Origin of the sequence: Millionella massiliensis, from assembly GCF_900104655.1 — a bacterium.
GTDB lineage: Bacteria > Bacteroidota > Bacteroidia > Bacteroidales > Rikenellaceae > Rikenella > Rikenella massiliensis.
Map to the genome: position 1 here is coordinate 354,799 of NZ_FNWD01000002.1, position 21,763 is coordinate 376,561.

14 protein-coding genes are annotated in these 21,763 nt (G+C 55.3%); 6 read left to right on the forward strand and 8 right to left on the reverse strand.

The window, feature by feature from the left end; translation table 11 throughout:
- The first annotated feature begins 40 nt into the window (after window positions 1–40).
- Together BQ5379_RS01480 and BQ5379_RS01485 are read left to right on the forward strand one after the other, a co-directional pair.
- Complete coding sequence (locus tag BQ5379_RS01480; protein ID WP_071133797.1) at window positions 41–2,488, forward strand: outer membrane protein assembly factor BamB family protein; 2,448 nt, start codon at window positions 41–43, stop codon at window positions 2,486–2,488.
- 12 nt (window positions 2,489–2,500) lie between these two features.
- Window positions 2,501–4,054 carry a sulfatase family protein gene (locus BQ5379_RS01485; RefSeq protein ID WP_071133798.1) on the forward strand — a complete coding sequence of 518 codons (1,554 nt, stop codon included), beginning with the start codon at window positions 2,501–2,503 and terminating at the stop codon, window positions 4,052–4,054.
- A 327-nt stretch (window positions 4,055–4,381) separates the two neighbouring features.
- On the opposite strand, the gene BQ5379_RS01490 is transcribed toward BQ5379_RS01485, so the two are convergent.
- The 3 genes from BQ5379_RS01490 to BQ5379_RS01500 all read right to left on the reverse strand — a co-directional run bounded on the left by BQ5379_RS01490 (window position 4,382) and on the right by BQ5379_RS01500 (window position 7,271).
- A complete protein-coding gene (locus tag BQ5379_RS01490) occupies window positions 4,382–4,867 on the reverse strand; it encodes a GNAT family N-acetyltransferase (RefSeq protein ID WP_071133799.1) in 486 nt (161 codons plus the stop codon).
- Between the two features lie 21 nt (window positions 4,868–4,888).
- Entirely contained in the window at window positions 4,889–5,467 is a 579-nt protein-coding gene (locus BQ5379_RS01495) for a helix-turn-helix domain-containing protein (protein WP_071133800.1), read from the reverse strand.
- A 118-nt stretch (window positions 5,468–5,585) separates the two neighbouring features.
- Window positions 5,586–7,271, reverse strand: a complete 1,686-nt coding sequence (locus BQ5379_RS01500) for a dipeptidase (RefSeq protein ID WP_071133801.1) — start codon at window positions 7,269–7,271, stop codon at window positions 5,586–5,588.
- A gap of 88 nt (window positions 7,272–7,359) precedes the next feature.
- Here BQ5379_RS01500 and BQ5379_RS01505 point away from each other — a divergent pair, with 88 nt between their 5' ends.
- The 4 genes from BQ5379_RS01505 (at window position 7,360) to BQ5379_RS01520 (ending at window position 12,157) form a co-directional block, all read left to right on the forward strand.
- The gene (locus BQ5379_RS01505; protein WP_071133802.1) at window positions 7,360–8,022 is read left to right on the forward strand and encodes a YggS family pyridoxal phosphate-dependent enzyme; all 663 of its coding nucleotides are present in this window, start codon (window positions 7,360–7,362) and stop codon (window positions 8,020–8,022) included.
- A 45-nt stretch (window positions 8,023–8,067) separates the two neighbouring features.
- Window positions 8,068–9,045, forward strand: a complete 978-nt coding sequence (locus tag BQ5379_RS01510) for a dihydroorotate dehydrogenase-like protein (RefSeq protein WP_071133803.1) — start codon at window positions 8,068–8,070, stop codon at window positions 9,043–9,045.
- Window positions 9,046–9,289: 244 nt separating this feature from the next.
- Window positions 9,290–11,128 carry a 2-oxoacid:acceptor oxidoreductase subunit alpha gene (locus BQ5379_RS01515; protein WP_394332049.1) on the forward strand — a complete coding sequence of 613 codons (1,839 nt, stop codon included), beginning with the start codon at window positions 9,290–9,292 and terminating at the stop codon, window positions 11,126–11,128.
- A gap of 9 nt (window positions 11,129–11,137) precedes the next feature.
- Window positions 11,138–12,157 carry a 2-oxoacid:ferredoxin oxidoreductase subunit beta gene (locus BQ5379_RS01520; RefSeq protein WP_071133805.1) on the forward strand — a complete coding sequence of 340 codons (1,020 nt, stop codon included), beginning with the start codon at window positions 11,138–11,140 and terminating at the stop codon, window positions 12,155–12,157.
- Window positions 12,158–12,266: 109 nt separating this feature from the next.
- Here the strand turns inward: BQ5379_RS01520 and yidC are convergent, their stop codons facing one another.
- From yidC to BQ5379_RS01545, 5 genes are all read right to left on the reverse strand, one after another.
- Window positions 12,267–14,138, reverse strand: coding sequence for a membrane protein insertase YidC (yidC, locus tag BQ5379_RS01525; protein ID WP_071133806.1), 1,872 nt, complete (start codon window positions 14,136–14,138; stop codon window positions 12,267–12,269).
- 10 nt (window positions 14,139–14,148) lie between these two features.
- A complete protein-coding gene (locus BQ5379_RS01530; RefSeq protein WP_071133807.1) occupies window positions 14,149–15,774 on the reverse strand; it encodes a CTP synthase in 1,626 nt (541 codons plus the stop codon).
- A gap of 10 nt (window positions 15,775–15,784) precedes the next feature.
- Window positions 15,785–17,833 carry a DUF349 domain-containing protein gene (locus BQ5379_RS01535; protein ID WP_071133808.1) on the reverse strand — a complete coding sequence of 683 codons (2,049 nt, stop codon included), beginning with the start codon at window positions 17,831–17,833 and terminating at the stop codon, window positions 15,785–15,787.
- 108 nt (window positions 17,834–17,941) lie between these two features.
- The gene (gene uvrA / locus BQ5379_RS01540; RefSeq protein ID WP_083377518.1) at window positions 17,942–20,830 is read right to left on the reverse strand and encodes an excinuclease ABC subunit UvrA; all 2,889 of its coding nucleotides are present in this window, start codon (window positions 20,828–20,830) and stop codon (window positions 17,942–17,944) included.
- Entirely contained in the window at window positions 20,820–21,761 is a 942-nt protein-coding gene (locus BQ5379_RS01545; protein WP_071133809.1) for a lytic transglycosylase domain-containing protein, read from the reverse strand. Before BQ5379_RS01545 ends, uvrA begins: the two co-directional genes overlap by 11 nt.
- Between the last annotated feature and the right edge of the window lie 2 nt (window positions 21,762–21,763).

Here is a 21,763-nt window from a genome sequence, read left to right on the forward strand (position 1 = left end):
GACAGAATTCATACACCCCAAAAACGTTACTTTAACCACCATGAAAAGACCCCTACTATTGGCAGCCGCCTTCCTGTTGCCCGCAATGGCTTCGGCGCAGCTGCACGGCACGGTTTACAACGATGCCAACCGGAACGGAGTACGCGACGCCGCGGAAAAGGGCATGGCCAACATCTCGGTCAGCGACGGCAAAACAGTCGTAAAAACCGCTGCCGACGGTTCGTTCGAGTTGCCTGCCAATCCCAAGGCACGCTTTGTGACCGTCACAACCCCTTCAGGCTTCAAACCCGGTGACGCCCACTACCTGCCCATCGAGCCCGGCACCTCGGCCTACGATTTCGGACTCGTTGCCAGCAACAACAGCGGAAGCTTTGACTTTATCCATATCACCGATACCGAGACCGCTGTTCCGAAAGAGTGGATTGACAATCTGAAAGCCTACGTTGCCGCCAATCCTACGGCTTTCATTGTACACACCGGTGACATTTGCTACACGCCCGGTCTGGAATTTCACGGCGTGAACGTCCGCACCAAACAGATGGGCGTGCCGATGTACTACACCATCGGGAACCACGACCTGGTCAAAGGCGATTACGGTGAACAATATTTCGAAAGTTTCTTCGGCCCCACCTGGTACTCCTTCGAAGTGGGGAACGTGCACTTCCTGGCTCTGCCCATGCTCGGTGGCGACTATGCCCCCTCGTACAGCAAGAAACAGGTGATGGAGTGGATCAAGAATGACTTGGCTCAGACCGATCCCGACAAGAAAGTCATCATGTTCAACCACGACCTGTGGTTCCAGGGTGATGACGTCGTACTGCGCGCCGATGGCGACAGCATCGACATGAAAAAGCACAATCTTGTTGCTTTCATTTATGGCCACTGGCACAGCCAGTTCACCAAAGAGGTGGACGGCGTGAAGACCTTCTGCGGCTCGACCCCCGACAAAGGCGGTATCGACCACTCGCCGGCCTGCTTCCGTGTTTTCAGCGTTGACGCCGAAGGAAATATTTCGGACAAGACGCTGGCCCGTTACTCCAACATTCCGGGGCTGCTCACCATGACCTTCCCGGCTCAGCATGACACGCTGTCGACTGTAAACGGTTCGCTTCCGATTCGCGTCAACGCCTACCGGACCACCTCGCCCGCTACCGCGGTCCGTGTGTCTTGGATCGACAACGGTAAAAAGGGACGTGCCGTTACGCTCGAACCGCAAACCGACTGGAGCTGGAGCGGTACGCTGGCTGTCGGCAACCGCAAGGGAGTGCAGCAGGTCATTACCGAAGCTGACTTTGCCGATGGCAGCCGCCTGATCGAACATCGTAATTTCTACCTGACCGAAACGCCTGCCACCGTCACGCTGGGCGGCGACTGGGCCAATCTGGGCGGTAATGCTCAACACAGCGGTATCGCTCAGGGTGAAGTGGCCTGGGCCCCCCGCTGCGTATGGTCGCAGAATGCCGGCGGCAACATCTTCATGGCTTCGCCCGTGGTAGGCGATGGCAAACTCTTCATTGCCACCATCGACGACGATAACCTCAAGAAATGCTGGGTGATTGCATACGATGCCGCTACCGGTAACGAACTCTGGCGCTTCAAAACCGGCAACTCGGTTAAAAACAGCCTTGTATATAACGACGGTCTGGTATATGTCTGCGATGCAGCCATGCAGGTCTATGCACTCGATGCCGCTACCGGCAAACAGCAGTGGACCCGAACGCTGAATCCCTATGTGCTGCCCGAAAACCTGCACGGTCTGGCCATCGAAAACGGCGTGCTTTATGCCGGTCAGGGTGGCTACTTCACTGCATTGAACGCCAAGGACGGCTCCGTGATCTGGAAAAACGAAGCGTGGGGCGGGGGAGAAGGTACTCAATCGACGACCACGGTTGGTGAAGACGTGGTGTTGGTTTCGGCCCACTGGAACGGACTCTTTGCCCACGATCTTCGCGACGGGAAACTGCTTTGGAAAAAACAGGATTCCAAGATTCGTTTCCGCGACGGCTCGCCGACGATCTACGACGGTATGATCTATCTGGCCAGCAGCGACGAACTGTTCCTGATCAACCCCCGATCGGGCGACGTACTGAAGAGCGTATCGCAACCCGGCGTATCGTTCAACAGTGCCTGCGCTCCGGTCGTGACCGATAAGATGGTGTACGTGGCAACGGCAGACAAAGGCGTGATTGCCTATGACCGTTTGACCTTCAAACAGGTATGGAACTACGGTACCCGTCCGGCCATTTTCTACTCCGTACCTTACTTCCAGGACTTCCAGTGCTCGGTCGAAACTTCGCCCGTGCTGATTGGCGGTACGCTGGTATTCGGAGCCTCGGACGGCTACCTGTACGGCGTCAATGCCGAAACCGGTCGTTTCCAGTGGAAACGCAACCTCGGTGCACCGATCTTCTCCTCTCCGGCCGTGAGCGGCAATGCCCTCTACGTGTCGGATTTCTCTGGCAACATCTACTGCTTTAAAATCAACTAATAAACTACGCTGATGAACAAATCCCTGTTGTTGGTTCCGATGGGCCTCACGGCCCTCGGAGCTCAGGCCAAGGCGAAACCAGCCGCCGGCTGTGACAAACCGCTGAACATTATCTACATCATGACCGACGACCACTCGTTCCAGACGATCAGTTGCTACGACGGTCGCTACAACAACACACCCAATCTGGATCGCCTGGCCCGCGAAGGGGTTCGGTTCGATAACAGCTTTGTTGCCAACTCAATTTCCGGTCCCAGCCGTGCCGTGCTCATGACCGGCAAACACAGCCACAAAAACGGTTTCATGCGCAACGACGGCAAACCGTTCGATGGATCGCAGCAAACCTTCCCGAAACTGTTCCAACAGGGCGGCTACCAAACCGCTATGATCGGGAAGTGGCACCTGATGAGTACTCCGACCGGTTTCGACCACTGGGAGATCCTGCCCGGGCAGGGATCGTACTACAATCCCGACTTCATCACCCCCGAAGGCACTCACCGCGAACACGGTTATGTTACGAATCTGATTACGGACAAGGGTATCGATTATCTGGAACACCGCGACAAATCGAAACCGTTCTGTCTGTTGCTGCACCACAAGGCCGTTCACCGGATTTGGATGTCCGACACATGCGACCTGACCGCATACGAAGACAAAACCTTCCCCGTTCCCGAAACCTTCTGGGACGACTATGCCGGTCGGCCCGCTGCCGCAGCTCAGGAGATGAGTATCGACAAGGACATGGACCTGGCCTACGACCTGAAGATGATCGACAGCTCGATCAACACCCGCCTCAAAAACGGTATCGTCAACGGCGAGCTGAAACGAATGACCTCCGAACAGCGTGCTCAATGGGATGCCGTTTACCAGCCGCTGATCGATGATTTCCTGTCGAAGAACCTCTCCGGCAAGGAACTGGCCGAATGGAAATATCAGCGTTACATGCGCGACTACCTCAAGAGTGTTAAATCGCTGGACGACAACATCGGTCGACTGATGGATTACCTCGAAAAAGAGGGGCTGCTCGAAAATACGCTGATCGTCTACACCTCGGACCAGGGCTTCTACATGGGTGAACACGGGTGGTTCGACAAACGCTTCATGTACGAAGAGTCGTTCCGCACGCCGCTGCTGATGCGTCTGCCCGACTGCTGGACGAACGTCAAACGCGACCGTGCCATCGAAGAGATGGTGCAGAATATCGACTATGCACCGACTTTCCTGGATCTGGCCGGACTGCCCATCCCGGAAGACATCCAGGGTGTGTCGCTGCTGCCGCTGCTCAAGGGCGAAAAGGTTAAGAAATGGCGCGACGCCCTCTACTATCACTATTACGAGTACCCGGGCGAACATGCCGTGCGCAAACACTATGGTATCCGGACCGATCGTTACAAACTGATCCACTTCTACGGCAATGATATTGATTCGTGGGAACTGTACGACATGAAGAACGATCCTTCCGAACTGCACAACCTCTACAACGATCCGAAGATGGCCAAAGTACAGGCCATGATGCACAAGAAACTGGACGAAGCGCGTGAATACTACGACGATCACGAAGAGTAATCATCTGTACACGCTACTATGTAAAAGCAGGGAGTTCCTTTCGGGACTCCCTGCTTTTGTTTGGTATCGCGAGAAATAAAGAATCAACTTGTTACGGAATGGTCACAATGTCCTTAATTCATGCACTGATAAAAACAGTTCGCTTTACATAAACATTATTATCTCGGTAAATCATGAAAAGACGGAGAATCGTGTGATTCAAGGATAGACAGGAAGAGATAATCAGAACGCTATTCCCACCATATCCAAGGCAGGGTAGTCTGTCTGAATACGGAAATGCAGTACACGACACCCTCTCTGCTTAGCAAAATTCGGGTGAAATCTGCGCTAAAAGCAGAATTCCCAGAAGCCGACATCGAGCCACTTGCCGAACTTGTTGCCCACTTCCGAAAAGTGCGCCACCTTGCGAAATCCGAATTTTTCATGCAGTGCCACGCTATGGGTGTTAGGCAGCGTGATGCTGGCAACAGCCACGTGGAAACCGGCGTTTCGCAGTAATCCGAGCAGTTCCTGATACAGTTGATATCCGATGCCGCGTCCCGTCCACTCCTTGTCCAGATAGATGGTCATTTCGACCGTATAGTTATATGCCGCGCGGTTTCTCCATGTGGCGGCGTAGCAGTACCCCAGCACTTTCCCGTTTTGTTCGTAGACCAGATAGGGGAAGCGTGACGAGATGCGCTCGATCCGCTGTTGCATGGTGAACAGGTCGATCGGGTTGTTTTCGAACGTGATGACGGTCTCTTTGATGTAATAGTTGTAAATCTCGCAAATGGCACCCGCATCTTCGGCGGGACGAACACGACGGATCATGACTCTGGAATGACTTACAGATTAATATGGGGTATACAATACGGCCAGGACGCGTGCCGGTGCTTCGGTTTCATTGGCAAGGAAGTGGGGCACGACCGAGTCGTAGTAGATGCTGTCGCCAGGACCGAGGCGATATACTTCGCCCCCGTAGTAGAGCGTGGCTTCGCCTTCGAGCACGAAGACAAACTCCTCGCCCGAGTGTTCCGAACGGAGTTCAGGAACGGCGGCGCCGCCACTGGGGGTGATCTCCACAACCATCGGTTCCATATGGCGGTCGGCTTTATCGGTTGCCATGGCATAGAAACTCAGGTGACCGTTTCGTCCCTCTTCGTTACCGGCAAAGGTCAGGTTCCCGGTCACATCCGAACGACGGGTCACAACCGCCGTATGATCCTGTTCCCGGCCGGCAAACAGGGCACCTACTTTGGCTCCCAGTGCCCGCGAGATACGGATCAGTACGCCCAGTGATGCATTCGTCTCGTTTTTTTCGATTTTATCCAGTTTTTCCGTGCTGATTCCCGCCCGCGCAGAGAGTTCCTCCAGCGAGATCCCGTTTTCTTCACGGAGTTGACGGATGATGCGACCGATGATTGCTAACATACGTTCTGTTTTGCTTGAACAAAGTTGGCGAAATAAAACGGGATTTACAACAGAAACGGTCTTTATCCTGCGTCGGATAAAGACCGTTTCTGTTATCGGGATCGGGAGGGAATGGGTGTTAGTGCTGCGGTTGAACGACTTTGAGCCGTTCGCCGGCAGCCTCTTTCACCATCTCTTTCCACTCTTCGCTGTAGCCCGGGAAGTCAGGCGAGGCCGGGATACCACGACCGTTGCCGTTGTCCATGAACACCCCTTCGGATACCTCTTTCTTCACGTTCCCGTCGATGTATTTCACCAGCAGGTAACGATCCAGCTCAACCCAGGTTTGGAAGAGCCGCTGGGCGGTGTTGACCGAATAGTCGGTCAGGAAGTTGACTGCCAGTTCGGGATTCTGTTTGTAGAGCATCTCGGCAGCGGCATCAACAGCAGCCTGCTCGGCAAAACAGCGGTCTTCGAAGCGGTTCATGGCCCGTTCAACGTCGGGGTGAATGATGTTGTAGCGGCTGTATGCGAAGTTGGTCACACGGTTCACCACCCAGAACATCGACGTTTCGGAATAGGTGGTCATGTTGCCGTTCCCCGATTCGTAAGCGTGCGGAATGCGGTTCGTGCAGCAGTAGATCGGAGTCAGCGGCGAACTGTCGGTATCGTCCACACCGAACCAGAGCACACCGCCTACCGGATCGGGCAGCCAACTGCGGCATTCGCCGACGTACCACCAGCCGGTCTGCTGGGTGGCAATGGCACGTTCGTTGGTAAACTCTTCATCGCCGACCTTGAAGGTCATCGGACGCCAGCGATAGGGCACTTTGAAGGGACCGGCCCCCGGATCGCAGGTCATGTCCAGTTCAGTGCCTTCGAAGTGGTTGCGCATGAATTCGGCCACATCCTTTACGGTCAGTTTCCGATTCGGGGTAACCCACAGCGGCAGACGGTTCTTGGGATTCTTACCCGTAACATGGTCCAGATATTTGTCCATCCCCTCGGTCACCTGACGGAACACGCTCCACACACGGGCTTCGCATCCGCGCATCGAACTGTAATCCATCGGATTGTACACGGCTGCAAAGTCAAAATCCTTATCGCTGCCGTTATAGAGACCCTGTTCGCGGGCAAACGAGATTACGTCCGGCGAATAGATGCAATTTTCGGGATCGTCGAGCGGGAAGGTGGTGATACGGGCCTGGTTGGCGTGAGCCGAGATAGCTCCGTCCGGAATACGGCGAGCCACCCATACGGCACCTTTGTTCGCATTTTTGCCATCGACCATTTTCACCCCTTTGCCAATGATTTCGAGCACCCACACTTCGTTCGGGTCGGCAATCGAGATCGATTCGCCCGACGAGGCATAGCCGTATTCCGCAACCAGCTCGGTCATCACTTTCAGCGCTTCACGTGCGGTTTTAGCGCGTTGCAGAGCGATGTACATCAGCGAACCGTAGTCGATAATGCCATGCGGATCGACCAGCTGCGATAGCCCGCCCCAGGTGCTTTCGCCGATGAGCAGCTGGTGCTCGTTCATATTGCCCACCACGGAGTAGGTGTGGGGTGCCTGGGGAATCTCGCCGAGCAGTTTTCCGGTGTCCCATTCGTAGACCTTCATCATCGTTCCTGCCGGATAATCGCCGGCGGGGCGGTAGTAAAGCTCGCCATAAAGGGTGTGGGAATCGGCCGAATAGCTGATCATGGTCGAACCCGTTTTCGAGGCTCCTTTCGTGACGAGAATGTTGGTACAAGCCACTGCACTCTGCTGTACCAGCAGCGCTCCGGCCAGCAAGGCCGCTAAAAGTTTTGGTTTCTTCATTTGTATGGTGTAAATTTGTTTTGTTTCGGCTGTCACACAGCCCCGCCTGAAGCGGAGAACGACAAATATAAAAATTTTTCTGAACAGAATGGGAAAGATAGCAGACAATCTGACCCGCATCCGGGAATCTCTGCCGGAACAGGTAACTTTGGTGGCCGTATCGAAGTTCCATCCGGTCGAGGTACTGAGGGAGGCCTACCAGGCCGGACAACGTATCTTCGGCGAAAGCCGCCCGCAGGAGCTGACCGCCAAATATCAGGAGTTGCCCAAAGATATCGAGTGGCACATGATCGGTCACCTGCAGACCAACAAAGTCAAATACATCGCTCCGTTCGTTGCATTGATCCATTCGGTCGATTCGCTGAAACTGGCTCAGACGATCGACAAAGAGGCCGCTAAAGTCGGACGTACGATCGATGTGCTGTTGCAGTTGCACATTGCCCAGGAGGAGACCAAATTCGGATGGGACGCCGCTGAATTGGAACATTTTTTGCAGAATGGCGAATTGACCGCCCTGGAACACATCCGCATCCGCGGACTGATGGGGATGGCCTCACTGACCGACGATATGGAACAGGTGCGAAACGAGTTCCGAACCCTGCATAACGATTTTGTAACGTTTCGGGAAAAATATCTGCCCGCCATGGACGTTCTATCGATGGGCATGTCGGGCGACTACTCGCTGGCTATCGAAGAGGGTGCCACCATGGTGCGTATCGGCAGCAGCATTTTCGGAGCCCGCGAATATTGACGAACAACGAATTTTAAACCCCACAACAAACCAAAATAACCAACTATGGACAGAATCAAAACGAAATACCTCGGACTGGAACTGAAAAGCCCCGTCATCCTGAGCAGTTCGGGTCTCACCTCGACTCTGCAACGCATTCAGGAGGCCGAAGCGGCCGGTGTCGGCGCCGTCGTGCTGAAGTCGATCTTCGAGGAGCAGATCATGAGCGAAGTGGCCCACGTGGATAGCTACAGCGACTATCCCGAGGCGGCCGATTACGTTCGCGCATACGTCAAGGACAACAGCCTCACGCAATATCTGGACCTGATTCGCGAAGCCAAACAGAAGTGCGAAATTCCGATCATCGCCAGCATCAACTGTCACCAGGCCGGCGAATGGGTCAACTACGCCCGAGTCATCGAATCGGCCGGTGCCGACGCCCTCGAGTTGAACATCTTTCTGCTGCCGACTGACAAGGAAACCTCGTCGGAAGCGATTGAACGCAAGTATTTGGAGATTATCACGCAGGTCAAAGAGGCTATTACCATTCCGCTGTCGGTCAAACTCGGAGCCGGATTCACCAATCCGCTGGCCATCGTTCGTGAAATCTACTACCGCAATGTTCCGGGCGTGGTACTCTTCAACCGCTTCTATCCGACAGACATCGATATAGAAAAACTGACGGTTCGCGCCGGCGACATCTTCAGCCAACCGTCCGAACTCTCGAACGTACTGCGCTGGACCGCACTCGTCAACGGTTCGCTGCCCCTGATCGACATTGCCGTATCGACCGGCGTACACTCCGGGGCGGATGCGGTGAAAGCTATGCTGGCCGGAGCCTCGGCCGTTGAAATCGCCAGCGTCGTGTACGAAAAAGGGTTGCCCGTGGTGGGCGAAATCAACGCCTTTGTATGCGACTGGATGCGTCGCCACGATTTCCAGACCACTTCCGACTTCATCGGGCGCATGAATGCCAAGAACATTCCCAACCCAGAACTGTACGAGCGTACTCAATTCATGAAATACTTCTCGAATCACGAGTAACTCACCACTTCTTAACATGCGTAACGCGGGATGCTGAAAACAGCACCCCGCGTTTGTTTTATGTCTGGAGAGATACACCTCTTCTTGTGTAAAGCGCTTTTGACAGGAAGTCGTGTGAGTTTTGATCCGAAAAAATTCCCATTGACCAGCATTTACTCCAAAGAGGGCATAATTTTTGTTCTTAGAAAATGACAAGTTTCAAAAGAAAATCCCATCTTTGTTAATGTCTAATACCAACCCAAGCATGCAGCAGACAAAAGATGTAGTCATCCGATTCTCAGGCGATTCGGGTGACGGAATGCAACTGACCGGGACGCTGTTCAGCGATACCTCGGCCCTGGGCGGAAACAGCATCGCCACCTTCCCCGACTATCCGGCCGAAATTCGCGCTCCACAGGGAACGCTGGCCGGAGTTTCCGGATTCCAGGTACATATTGGCAGTGAAAAAGTGCTCACTTCGGGCGACTACTGCGACCTGCTCGTCGCCATGAACCCCGTGGCACTTCGTGCCAACCGCAAATGGCTCAAAAAGGGAGCCACCATCATTGTCGACGCCGACAGTTTCACCGAAGCGGCAGTCGTGAAAGCCGGGTACGAAACCCTCGATCCCTTCGCCGAACTCGGTATCGCCGACTACAACATTATCCGCGCGCCGATTACCTCCATGACCAAAGATGCGCTGGCCGAAACGGGACTCGATGCCAAAGCGGCGCACAAATGTAAAAACATGTTCGCACTGGGCGTCTGCTTCTGCCTTTACGATATGCCCCTCGAACATACCGAAAACTATCTGCGACGGAAATTCGCCAAGAAACCGGCCGTTGCCGAAGCAAACGTCCTCGCTCTTAAGGCCGGCTTTAACTACGCATCCAATACTCATATCTTCGCGACCACCTATCAGGTGCCCGCGGCCAAGCTTCCCAAAGGGATCTACCGGACCATTTCGGGCAACGTGGCGACCGCATGGGGTCTGATGGCCGCTTCAGAAAAATCGGGACGCCCCCTCTTCTGCGGTTCCTATCCCATCACACCCGCCACTGCCATTCTGGAAGAACTGGCCAAACGAAAAGACCTCGGCGTGAAGACCTTGCAGGTCGAAGACGAAATCGCCGGTATCTGTACCGCCATCGGTGCGTCGTTTGCCGGTAATCTGGGGGTAACGACCACCTCCGGTCCCGGCCTCTCGTTGAAAAGCGAAGCCCTCGGGTTGGCCGTCATGACCGAACTGCCGCTGGTACTGGTCGATGTGCAGCGTGGCGGTCCCTCGACCGGTCTGCCCACCAAGACGGAACAGGCCGATCTCTACCAAGCCCTCTGGGGACGAAACGGGGAGTGCCCGCTGGTAGTGATGGCTGCCAGCACCCCGTCCGGATGCTTCGATGCAGCATTCACAGCAGCCAAAATCGCCATGGAACACATGACACCCGTGATTCTGCTCTCCGACGGCTACATCGCCAACGGCTCCGAAGCTTGGAAAATCCCCTCCATGAGCCAGTACCCCGAGATCCATCCTCCTGTGGTGACCGAAGCACCCGAAGGTGGCTTCATGCCCTACAAACGCGATCCGGAGAAACTCTCGCGCAGTTGGGCGCTCCCCGGGTCCCCCGGATGCGAACACCGTTTGGGTGGTCTGGAGAAACTGGACGTCAAGGGCAGTCTCTCGCACGATCCGCTCAACCACCAGAAGATGGTCAACCTGCGTGCCGAAAAGGTGGCCCGCGTTGCCAACTACATCCCCGAGCAGGAGGTATATGGCGATAAAACGGGTGACCTGCTGGTCGTAGGGTGGGGCGGCACATTCGGCCCGCTTCGCACCGCCGTCGACATCATGCGTGCCGAAGGCAAACGCGTCTCGCACTGCCACTTCAACTATATCAACCCGCTGCCGCGCGGCGTCGAAAAGATCTTCTCGAAGTTCAAGAAGATCGTAGTCTGCGAACTGAACATGGGACAATTCGCCGACTACCTGCGTACCCGTTTCCAGCAATTCACCTATCTCCAACACAATAAAGTCCAGGGGCTGCCCTTTACCGTGGTCGAACTGACCGAACACTTCCGCGCCCTTGTAGACGACAATAAATAGCCGACCGCCATGATACGATACACACCGAAAGATTTCAAGAGCGACCAGGAGGTCAAATGGTGCCCCGGATGCGGCAACCACTTTATCCTGAACGCCGTGACCAAAGCGCTGCCCGAAGTGGCCGAAGCGCTCAACTACCAGCACCAGCGATTCACCTTCGTGTCGGGGATCGGCTGTTCGTCGCGTTTCCCGTATTACGTCCACACCTACGGCTTCCACGGCATTCACGGACGTGCCGCCGCCATCGCCACGGGCGTCAAGGTGGCCAACCCGACCCTCTCCGTGTGGGAGGTGACCGGCGACGGCGATGCGCTGGCCATTGGCGGGAACCACTTTATCCATGCCATCCGCCGCAACATCGACATCAATATCATGCTCTTCAACAACCAGATTTACGGTCTGACGAAAGGGCAGTATTCACCCACCTCGCCGCTTGGCAAAGTGACCAAAACATCGCCCTACGGCACAGTCGAACACCCCTTCTCGCCGGGTGAGATCGTGCTCGGTGCACGCGGCACCTTCTTTGCCCGCACGATCGATGTGGATGTGAATCTGACCAAGGACTGTCTGGTGGCAGCCGCCAAAAACGACGGCGCCTCGGTTGTCGAAATACTTCAGAACTGCGTTATCTTCAACGACAAGGCGTACGACTATTTCCTGAACAAGGAGGTGCGCGACGACATGACCATCGTGCTGAAACACGGCGAGCCGATGATTTTCGGCAAGAACCGCGACAAGGGGCTGATTCTCGACGGCCTCAAATTGAAGGTGGTCAAGATCGGAGAAAACGGTATTACCCGTTCGGACATCCTCGTGCACGATGCCCAGGAGCCCAACCCCGGGATCCACATGATGCTCGTGAACATGAAAGCTCCCGACATGCCGGTTGCACTAGGGGTAATCCGTGCCGTTAAAGACCACACCTACGACGACCAGGTGCGTGACCAGTTGATCGAAGTGCGCATGCGGGCCAAGATCTTCAACATGGATCAGCTGCTGCATAGCGGCGAAACCTGGGAGGTCAAATAGCGCACGTTGCTTTATCTTGCAAAGAAGGTCGGGCCCTCGTTTGAGGACCCGACCTTTTTATTGTGCCGCTCTCCATCAAAAAGATGGAACGGACTAATGTGATGATTGGTTAGCGTCTACCGCCGCGTTGCTGTTGCTGTTTGCGGAGGGCTTCCTGCTGACGCTGCATCTCTTCGAGACGCATCTGCCATTTCGACTTTTTCACCGGTTTTTTGGTGTTCTCCATCATCTGAGCATGGAGTTTCTTGTCGTCTACCATCGAGCGGAAGGCATAGGTCTGACCGATGGTGATGATATTGGCCAGCAGGTAGTAGTAGCACAAACCGGCAGAGTAGTTGTTGAACCACACGAGCAACAGAATCGGCATCAGGTAAAGCATCATGAACTTCATGCCGGGCATCTGCTGGTTGCTCATACCGGCCGACTGTGAGTAGTTGATTTTCGACACGATGTACAGCGACAGGGCCATCAACAGGGCAAACAGACTGATGTGGTCACCGTAGAACGGGATGCTGAATCCGTCGGGGAAGGTCCAGATGCTGTCGTAGGACGAAAGGTCATCGGCCCACAGGAACGACTTGCCGCGCAACTCGATCGAAGCGGGGAAGAAACGGAACATCGCGATCAGAATCGGGAACTGAATCAGCAGCGGCAGGCAGCCCCCCATGGGGTTCACGCCGGCAGCCTTGTAGAGCTGCATCATGGCCTGCTGTTTCTTCATAGCATCCTCCTTCTTGGGATACTTCTCGTTCAGTTTGTCGATGTCGGGCTTCAGGAGCCGCATTTTGGCCGTCGAGAGGTACGATTTGTAGGTGAGCGGGAAGATGATCAGTTTGATAAGCACCGTCAGGATCAGAATCACGATACCGAAGTTGGCAATATAGCTGCCCAGGAAGTCGAATACCGGGATGACGACATAACGGTTGATCCAGCCGATGATCCACCATCCGAGCGGTACGAGTTTCTGGAACTCCAGATCGTCGTATTTTTTCAGCACCGAGAATTTGTTGGGGCCAAAGTAGAACTGGAGGTTATACTCCGCAGTAGCGGGAGTGTAGGGAAGTACCAGTGACGCCGAGAAGTCCTTGATGTTGGAGTCGGTCGGTTTGAAGGTGTTGAATTTCAAGTCGGCCGAGGAGAAGTTGTCCTGGGCGACGACGATCGACGAGAAGAATTGCTGTTTGAAGGCTACCCACTGCACTTTGGTCGTAACGTCCTCTTCTTTGAGGCCCGTCGACATGCCGAGCTCTTCGATCGAGGTCTCGCCAGGATACTTATAGGCGATGGTGGTGTAGTTGTTCTCGTTGTCGAACCCTTTTTCCTGCTGCGGCGCTACGATGTTCCATCCGACTTGCACATCGGGCTGATTCGGTGCGATCTTTCCTTTGAAATGGGAGAGATCGACCTTCATGTCCATCATGTAGTTGTCGGGACGGATCGCGTAGCGATACTCCAGATATGAGGTCGAATCGGCATACAGGCGGTAGGCGATGGAAGTGTCGGAAACGGCCTGCTTCGCAAAGTAAAAATCTGCCGTATTGATCTGTTCGGGGGCAAAAAGATTCAGATTGAACCGCGAGCCGGTCTCGGTGAAGAGCATCAGCGGATCGCCGTTGTATTTCTTGTAATCTTTCAGTTCGACGGCTGCGATGCGGCCACCCTTGTTGGAAAAGGTGATCCGGAAGAGCTCATTTTCGAGCGTATGGAACTCTTCCGTGCCTTTGAGCTGAGCATCGTAAACGCTGCCGAGCAGTGAGGGTGCGGCAGCCTGGGCGGAAGAGTCTGCCGGAGTCAGGGCGCCGGACTGACCTGCCGCGAGGGTATCGACCGCTGAGGGGAGTGCCGGGGCATTGGCCAACGCAATTGAATCCTGTCGCTGTTGCTCCCGGAGCTTTTCGGTGTACTGTTTGTTGTTGTACCAGCTGAATCCGAAGAGGATCACGCCGATCACCAACAAACCGATGAGTGTGTTCTTGTTCATCTATGCGAGTCTATTTCTGCTTGTTTTCCTGATATTCAAGGGCCGCTTTCACGAAAGCCACGAAGAGCGGGTGGGGATTGACAACGGTACTTTTGTATTCGGGATGGTACTGTACGCCGACGAACCAGGGGTGATCCTGCACTTCGACAACTTCCACCAGATTGGTCTCAGGATTGATCCCGGTGGCAATCATGCCGGCCTCTTCGAGTGCTGCCTTGTACTTGTTGTTGAATTCATACCGATGGCGGTGGCGTTCGCTGATGTTGGCTTTACCGTATGCCTGGTAGGCGTGCGATCCCTCCATCAGGGTACACGGGTAGGCTCCCAGACGCATCGTGCCGCCTTTTTCGGTGATGCCTTTCTGTTCTTCCATCAGGTCGATCACGGGATCGGGCGTTGCACCGGTTTCGGTCGAGTTAGCCTCCGTAAGACCAAGCACGTTGCGGGCGTATTCGATCACGCTGCACTGCATCCCGAGGCAGATACCCAAGAAGGGAACCCGATTTTCGCGGGCGTATTTTACTGCCGTGATTTTGCCTTCGAGTCCACGGTGGCCGAAGCCCGGGGCGACCAGAATACCGCATTTGTCACCCAGCATTTCACCGACGTTTTCGGGCGTGATCTTTTCTGCGTTCACGTACTGGAGTTTCACTTTCACATGGTTCGTGGCACCGGCATGAACAAAGGCTTCGCTGATCGATTTGTAGGCGTCGGGGAGTTCGGTGTATTTACCGACGAGGGCAATCTTAACTTCGCCTTTATCGGGGTGTTTGACGCGATTGACAAAGTCACGCCATTTTTCGAGGTCGATGGGTCGTTCGCTGTCGAGCCCGAGTTTGCGCAGCGCTACGGTGTCGAACTGCTGCTCGAGCATCATCAGCGGCACTTCGTAGATGGTCGGTACGTCGAGCGAAGCAACCACCGCATCGGGATCGACGTTACAGAACAGTGCTACTTTGCGTTTCACCTCCTCGGTGATGGGCATTTCGGAGCGGAGCACCAGGATATCAGGCTGCAACCCGTTTTCCTGCAGGGCCTTGACCGAATGCTGAGTCGGTTTGGTTTTGAGTTCGCCGCTGGCCCGCATATAGGGGATCAAAGTCAGGTGAACGACGAGCGTGTTTCGGAAGCCCAATTCGTAGCGCAACTGACGCACCGATTCGATGTAGGGCAGCGATTCGATATCGCCGACCGTACCTCCGATTTCGGTGATTACCACGTCGTACTGATTCTTAGTCCCAAGCAACTGGATGCGACGTTTGATTTCGTCTGTGATGTGGGGAATGACCTGTACGGTCTTGCCGAGGAACTCGCCGCGACGCTCTTTGTTGATGACGCTCTGGTAGATACGTCCGGTAGTCACGTTGTTGGCCTGCGAGGTGGGACGTCCCAGGAAACGTTCGTAGTGTCCCAGGTCAAGGTCAGTCTCTGCACCGTCTTCCGTAACGTAGCATTCGCCGTGTTCGTAAGGGTTGAGCGTACCGGGGTCGACATTGATATACGGGTCGAGTTTCTGAATCGTAACCGAATAGCCTCTGGCTTGCAACAGTTTGGCCAATGAGGCGGCGATAATACCCTTGCCAAGCGAGGAGGCGACGCCGCCGGTTACGAAAATGTATTTGGTGTGTGATTTCATAGGGCTATGATTACTCCTGTTCCGTCGTTTGAGTGGTAGTTTGTTCTTCGGATGCAATGGCTTCGCTGCTTTCTGCAGCGGGGGCATTTTCAGCCGGGGTCTGAGTCTCTTCGGTTGCCGGTTTTGCGGCGGGTTCAGCCGCAGTTGCGGTCTCGGGATTGTCGATCAACCGGATCTTTTCGAGCATCATGTTGATCTGTTCTTTGGCCCGCGCAATCTTGCTCTGCACCTCTTTCATGAGTGCTTCGGCATTTTTCGAATGGGCGAAGAAACCGATGTTGTTTTCCCAAATCTGGATATCGCTTTCGATCTGGCGAATCTTGTTATAGATGCGTTCGCGTTCCTGATTGAGTTTGCGGCTGCCGCCTTCCTGAATCTTGGACACCTTATCGCGGAAGTTGCGGATGTGACGTTCACGTTCTTCGCCACGCAACAGGTCGAACAGACCGTCCACAACCTTGCGGTACTCGGCCTGAATGGCCTCTTTCTTCTTGATCGGCACAAACCCGATCTCAGCCCAGCGACGCTGATACTCCTTGATTACGTCGAACGTAAGGTCGGCTTTATCCTGCAGCCGTTGGCGCATTTCGTCGAGCAGCGACTGTTTTTGGGCCAGGTTTTCGGCATATTGGTTATCCTGATTACCGAAGTGTTCGGCCTTCCGGGCAAAGAATTTGTCACTTGCCGCGCGGAAACGTTTCCAAACCTGTTCGGAGTGTTTGCGCGAGGTAGCGCCGATCTCTTTCCACTTTTTCTGAAGGGCGATCAACGCATCGGTAGCGGCTTTCCAGTCTTCGCTATCCTGCAAAGCCTCAGCCTGAACACAGAGGTCGATTTTGGCCTGAAGATTATCGGCGATTTCGCTCTTCATGTTCTGGTAGAAGGCACGTTTGGCCTCGAAGAACTTGTCGCAGGCGCTGCGGAAACGTTCGTAGATTTTGGTATTGTCTTTCTTGGGGGCAAAGCCGATCGTTTTCCAGACTTTCTGAATTTCGATGATCTGTTCCGATGCGGCATTCCACTCCTTGTGGGAGGTAAAGGCTGACTCGGCAAGCTCTTCGACTTTCTGGCAGAGTTCGGTTTTCAGAGCCAGATTCTGTTTCTGTTCGGCTTTGATACCTTCGAAATACTCCTGATGGCGTTTGTTGATTTGGGTGCTGGCCGCTTTAAACCGTTCCCAAAGGGCATCCTTGAATTCGGGAGCCACGGGACCGATCTCGCGCCACTGGTCGTGGAGTTTCTGGAGTTTATGGAAGGCGTTGGTGGCCGACGGATCGAGCATTAGTGCTTCGGCCTCTTCGGCGAGTTCGGTTTTAGCCTCGTAGTTCTTCTTGAGATCGAGGTCACGCAGCTCTTTGTTGATTTTGATGTAGTTGTAGAAGTTTTCCACGTGATGGTGGTAGGTCTCCCACAGGTCTTTGCTCTTGTCCTGCGGCACAAGACCGGCATCTTTCCAGCGTTGCTGCAGTTCGCGGAAGGTATTGAATGTCTGGCCGAGGGTTTCGTTACCGTTGACCAGTTCTTTCAGCTCTTCGATAATCTGGAGTTTGGCTGCGTAGGCACGTTCCTTCTCCTGTTCGGATTGGTTGATAAAGGCGTCCCGTTTTTCGCGATAACGGGTCAGGAGGGCTTTGAAACGGGCTTCGTTGTCGTTTTCGGCGGGTTTGAACGCTTCGGGATCACCGCCTGCGGCAAGAAATTCGGCCCGTTGTGCTTCGATGTCGGCGCGTCCGGCTTTGTAGAAGGCGATTTTGACGGCTTCGACGTCGCTACGCAGGTTTTGGATCGGCCGTTCTTCGAGCATTTTCGAGAGCAGGTCGATCAGTTCCGCCTGGGTCTTGCCCGCATAGGGGTTGACCGGCGCTACGGTTTCCGCCTCTTCGCCGGTGGTTTCCGGAGTTTCGGCAGACGGGGTAGTCTCCTGGGTAGTTTCGACAGCCTCTTCTTCGGCCGCAGGGGCGACTTCGACGGTCTCTTCCTGGGGTTGAGCGGCAGCGGCTTCGAACTGCTCGTCCCGGGTCTCGGGAGCCTGAGCTGAGATAGAACCTTGACTTTCCATAGTGTTCAGGTTGTTAGGGGGTTGCACAATCAAAATGCCCGCTTCTCCGAAGAATCCTGCTCATAAGCCCTCCGGAAAATGCGGGCATCGAAAAACGTTTTTACAAAATTAGGAAGTTTTTTCCCTTTTCTCAAATTTTTTCGTCGTCTGGCTGCGGTGTTTGGCCCGTTCGGCCTCGACTTTGTCGAGAATGGGTTTCAGGTAGCGACCCGTGTAGCTGTCGGCGCACTCGGCAATCTGCCGCGGCGTACCCTGAGCCAGCAGACGACCGCCGCCTTCGCCCCCTTCGGGACCGATGTCGATCAGGTGATCGGCCACCTTGATGACGTCGAGGTTGTGTTCGATAACAATCACCGTATTGCCTTTGTCCACCAGTTTGTTCAACACGCCGAGCAGCACGCGAATGTCTTCGAAGTGGAGCCCGGTGGTGGGTTCGTCGAGGATGTAGAGGGTGCTGCCGGTATCCTTGCGCGAGAGTTCGGCCGAGAGTTTGATGCGCTGACTTTCGCCGCCGCTGAGGGTCGTGCAGGGCTGTCCGAGCCGCAGGTATCCGAGCCCAACATCCTGTATCGCCTTGAGCTTTTGATGGATGGTCGGTACGTGTTCGAAAAACTCGACGGCCTGATTGACGGTCATGTTCAGCACCTCGTCGATATTCTTTCCCTTGTATTTCACCTGAAGCGTTTCGCGGTTGTAACGGTGGCCGTTGCAGGCCTTGCAGGTGACGTAAACGTCGGGCAGGAAGTTCATCTCGATGGTCTGCACGCCGGCGCCGCGGCACTCTTCGCACCGGCCGCCCTTCACGTTGAACGAGAACCGTCCGGCCTTGTAGCCGCGAATCTGCGCATCGGGCGTAGCCTCGAAAAGCTTGCGGATGTCGCCGAAGACGTTGGAGTAGGTGGCCGGATTGCTGCGCGGGCTGCGGCCGATGGGCGACTGGTCGACAATCACCAGTTTGTCGATATTTTCAATCCCCTCGATGCGGTCGTAGGGCAGAGGTTGGTCGAACGACCGGTAGAGTTCGCGGCTGAGCGCCGGACGCAGGGTCTGGTTGATGAGGGTCGATTTGCCGCTGCCGCTCACGCCGGTCACCACGATGAATTTACCGAGCGGAAACTGTACGGTGATATTTTTGAGGTTGTTCCCCCGGGCACCGATGACGGTCAGGAATTTGCCGTTCCCGGGGCGGAGGGTTTCGGGTACGTCAATCGACCGCCGACCGGTGAGGTAGTCGGTCGTAAAGGTGTGCGTTTTGAGCACCTGGTCGAGCGTGCCGACGGCCGAGATTTCGCCCCCCTTGCGTCCTGCGGCGGGACCCACATCGACAATCCAGTCGGCCGATTCGATCATCTCCTGATCGTGCTCCACCACGATGACGCTGTTCCCGGCATCCCGCAGCTGACGCAGCGAATTGATCAGTTTGATGTTGTCGCGCTGATGCAGTCCGATGCTGGGTTCGTCGAGAATATAAAGCACATTGACCAGTTTGGAACCGATCTGCGTGGCCAGCCGGATACGCTGGCTTTCGCCGCCGCTGAGCGTGCGCGACGAGCGGGAGAGCGACAGGTATCCCAGCCCGACATCCATCAAAAAACGGAGCCGTTCGCGGATCTCCTTGAGGATATCCCGCGCGATGGCCTGTTGTTTCTTGTTGAGCCGCGTTTCGATGCCGTCGAACCAGGCGGTCAGCTCTTCGATGCTCATGGCCGACAACTCGGCGATATTTTTACCGTCGATTTTGAAGTAGAGCGAATCCTCCTTCAGACGGGTCCCGTGACACACGGAGCAGGGGCGACGCTCCACATACTGTTCCTTCCACTTGGCCCCCTTTTCGCCTTCTTCGGCCTGTGCCTCGAGGTAGGCGATCACCCCCTCCCATGCGGTCATGTAGCTGCTGCCGGCTCCGGACTGTGCCTTGATGCGCAACGGCGTGGCATCGCCATAGAGCAGGGCATTCATGGCCTCTTCGTCCAGTTCGTCGAGCGGCGTGTCGAAGGTAAAGTCATAGCGCTGGGCCAACGCGGAGATCTTGTTGAAAATCATATTGGTTTTCGGTTTGCCGAGCGGTTGGATACCGCCGCGGTTGATCGATTTGCTGCTGTCGGGGATGATGCGCGAAATGTCGAAAACAGTCTCTTCGCCGAGCCCGTTGCAATGGGGACAGGCTCCCTGCGGCGAGTTGAACGAGAAGGTGTGCGGCGCCGGTTCGTTGTACGAAATGCCGGTCGTGGGGCACATCAGGTTACGGCTGTAGAACCGCGCCTCGCCGGTTTCGTAATCGGCCACCATCATGGTGCCTTTCCCTTGCTGCATCGCCTCTTCGAGGCTCTTCTTGATGCGGGTCTGCGCTTCGGGCTCGGCCACCATCCGGTCGATCACCAACTCGATGTGGTGGATTTTGTAGCGGTCGAGGTGCATTCCGCTGTGCAGTTCCACAATCTCACCATCGATGCGGGCATAGAGGTAACCCTTTTTAATCATCGTGGCGAAAAGTTCGCGGTAGTGTCCCTTGCGTCCTTTGACTACGGGGGCGAGCAGGGCGATGCGCCGTCCGCGGAACCGTTCTACGATCAGTTCCGTAATCTTCTGATCGCTGTAATGGACCATCTCTTCGCCGGTGGCTTTGGAGTAGGCGATCGAAGCGCGGGCAAAGAGCAGACGCAGAAAGTCGTTGATTTCGGTGACGGTGCCGACGGTCGAGCGGGGGTTGCGTCCGGTAGTCTTCTGTTCGATCGAGATGACGGGACTCAGCCCCGTGATCTTATCGACATCGGGGCGCTCCAGGGTGCCGAAAAATTGCCGGGCGTAGGCGCTCAGCGTTTCGAGGTAGCGGCGCTGCCCCTCGGCGTATATCGTGTCGAAGGCGAGCGACGACTTTCCCGAGCCGGACAGACCGGTGATGACGGTCAGTTTGTTGCGGGGTATGACGACATCCACGTTTTTAAGGTTGTGGACGCGCGCTCCTTCGACGATGATCTGATCGTTGTTATTTTCCATTTTCTCTGAATCCTTCGGTCGGCACCATCACGGTGTAGGTCGCACCGCCCTTGTTGGCATACTCGTAGCTCCGAATCCACGGGTTGAGTATCCGCAACACTTTGTAGTTGGTGCCGTGTTTGGCGGCGAAGGCCGACCAGTCGATGTTCTGTTCGCTGATGGTCACTTCCTTGTAGTTTTCGAACGGCGGAAGGTAATCTTTCTTGCGAAGCTGGAAACCGTATTTGCCGGGATTTTCGACCAACAGTTTGAACGACAGGATGCGGTAAACGTAGCGCATCGTTTCGTCGGGCAGGAAGAGGTCGTAATAGGATTTCACTCCCTGGATATTCATCCGTCGGCTGACACCGGCCTGTCCGGCGTTGTACGACGCGGCGGCGAGGGTCCAATTACCATAACGTTCGTAGGCGTCCCGCAGGTATTTGCAAGCGGCTTCGGTCGAACGTACCACGTGGAAACGCAGGTCGACGTTGCTGCCGGTCTCGACGCCATAGTCCTTGGCGGCCGAGGACATCAACTGCCAAAGTCCAGAGGCCCCGGCCGGAGATACCGTATTGGGGTCGAGGCCGCTCTCGGCCATGCAGAGGTATTTGAAGTCCTCCGGAATGCCGTATTTCTTCATGATCGGTTCGATCACGGGAAAGTAGCGGGTGGTCATGCGCAGGGTGCGGAGCGTGCGCGAGTGCATGAACATCGTGACCGTCATTTCGCGTTCGAGTGCTTCGCGAACTTCGGCATATTCGAGCGGCACCTTTTCGCCGGCAAAGGTCAGATTGGCGGGCAGATCGGGAACAAAAACAGGCGATGCCGCATCGGGCACGTCCGACACGGTGGCCGGAAGGGGTTGGCCGCCGGTTCCCTGCTGGGCGCAGGCTGTGGTGACACCACCGGTCAGCAGTGCGGCGGAGAGCAGTAGGGTAATGGTTTTCATTT

Bases quoted from the DNA above. Each gene is read 5' to 3' on its own strand.
- yidC (WP_071133806.1), bottom strand. From the start codon at position 14,138: ATGAACAAGAACACACTCATCGGTTTGTTGGTGATCGGCGTGATCCTC.
- BQ5379_RS01545 (WP_071133809.1), bottom strand. From the start codon at position 21,761: ATGAAAACCATTACCCTACTGCTCTCCGCCGCACTGCTGACCGGTGGT.
- BQ5379_RS01535 (WP_071133808.1), bottom strand. From the start codon at position 17,833: ATGGAAAGTCAAGGTTCTATCTCAGCTCAGGCTCCCGAGACCCGGGAC.
- BQ5379_RS01530 (WP_071133807.1), bottom strand. From the start codon at position 15,774: ATGAAATCACACACCAAATACATTTTCGTAACCGGCGGCGTCGCCTCC.
- BQ5379_RS01505 (WP_071133802.1), top strand. From the start codon at position 7,360: ATGGGAAAGATAGCAGACAATCTGACCCGCATCCGGGAATCTCTGCCG.
- BQ5379_RS01510 (WP_071133803.1), top strand. From the start codon at position 8,068: ATGGACAGAATCAAAACGAAATACCTCGGACTGGAACTGAAAAGCCCC.
- BQ5379_RS01485 (WP_071133798.1), top strand. From the start codon at position 2,501: ATGAACAAATCCCTGTTGTTGGTTCCGATGGGCCTCACGGCCCTCGGA.
- BQ5379_RS01515 (WP_394332049.1), top strand. From the start codon at position 9,290: ATGCAGCAGACAAAAGATGTAGTCATCCGATTCTCAGGCGATTCGGGT.
- BQ5379_RS01495 (WP_071133800.1), bottom strand. From the start codon at position 5,467: ATGTTAGCAATCATCGGTCGCATCATCCGTCAACTCCGTGAAGAAAAC.
- BQ5379_RS01490 (WP_071133799.1), bottom strand. From the start codon at position 4,867: ATGATCCGTCGTGTTCGTCCCGCCGAAGATGCGGGTGCCATTTGCGAG.
- uvrA (WP_083377518.1), bottom strand. From the start codon at position 20,830: ATGGAAAATAACAACGATCAGATCATCGTCGAAGGAGCGCGCGTCCAC.
- BQ5379_RS01500 (WP_071133801.1), bottom strand. From the start codon at position 7,271: ATGAAGAAACCAAAACTTTTAGCGGCCTTGCTGGCCGGAGCGCTGCTG.
- BQ5379_RS01520 (WP_071133805.1), top strand. From the start codon at position 11,138: ATGATACGATACACACCGAAAGATTTCAAGAGCGACCAGGAGGTCAAA.
- BQ5379_RS01480 (WP_071133797.1), top strand. From the start codon at position 41: ATGAAAAGACCCCTACTATTGGCAGCCGCCTTCCTGTTGCCCGCAATG.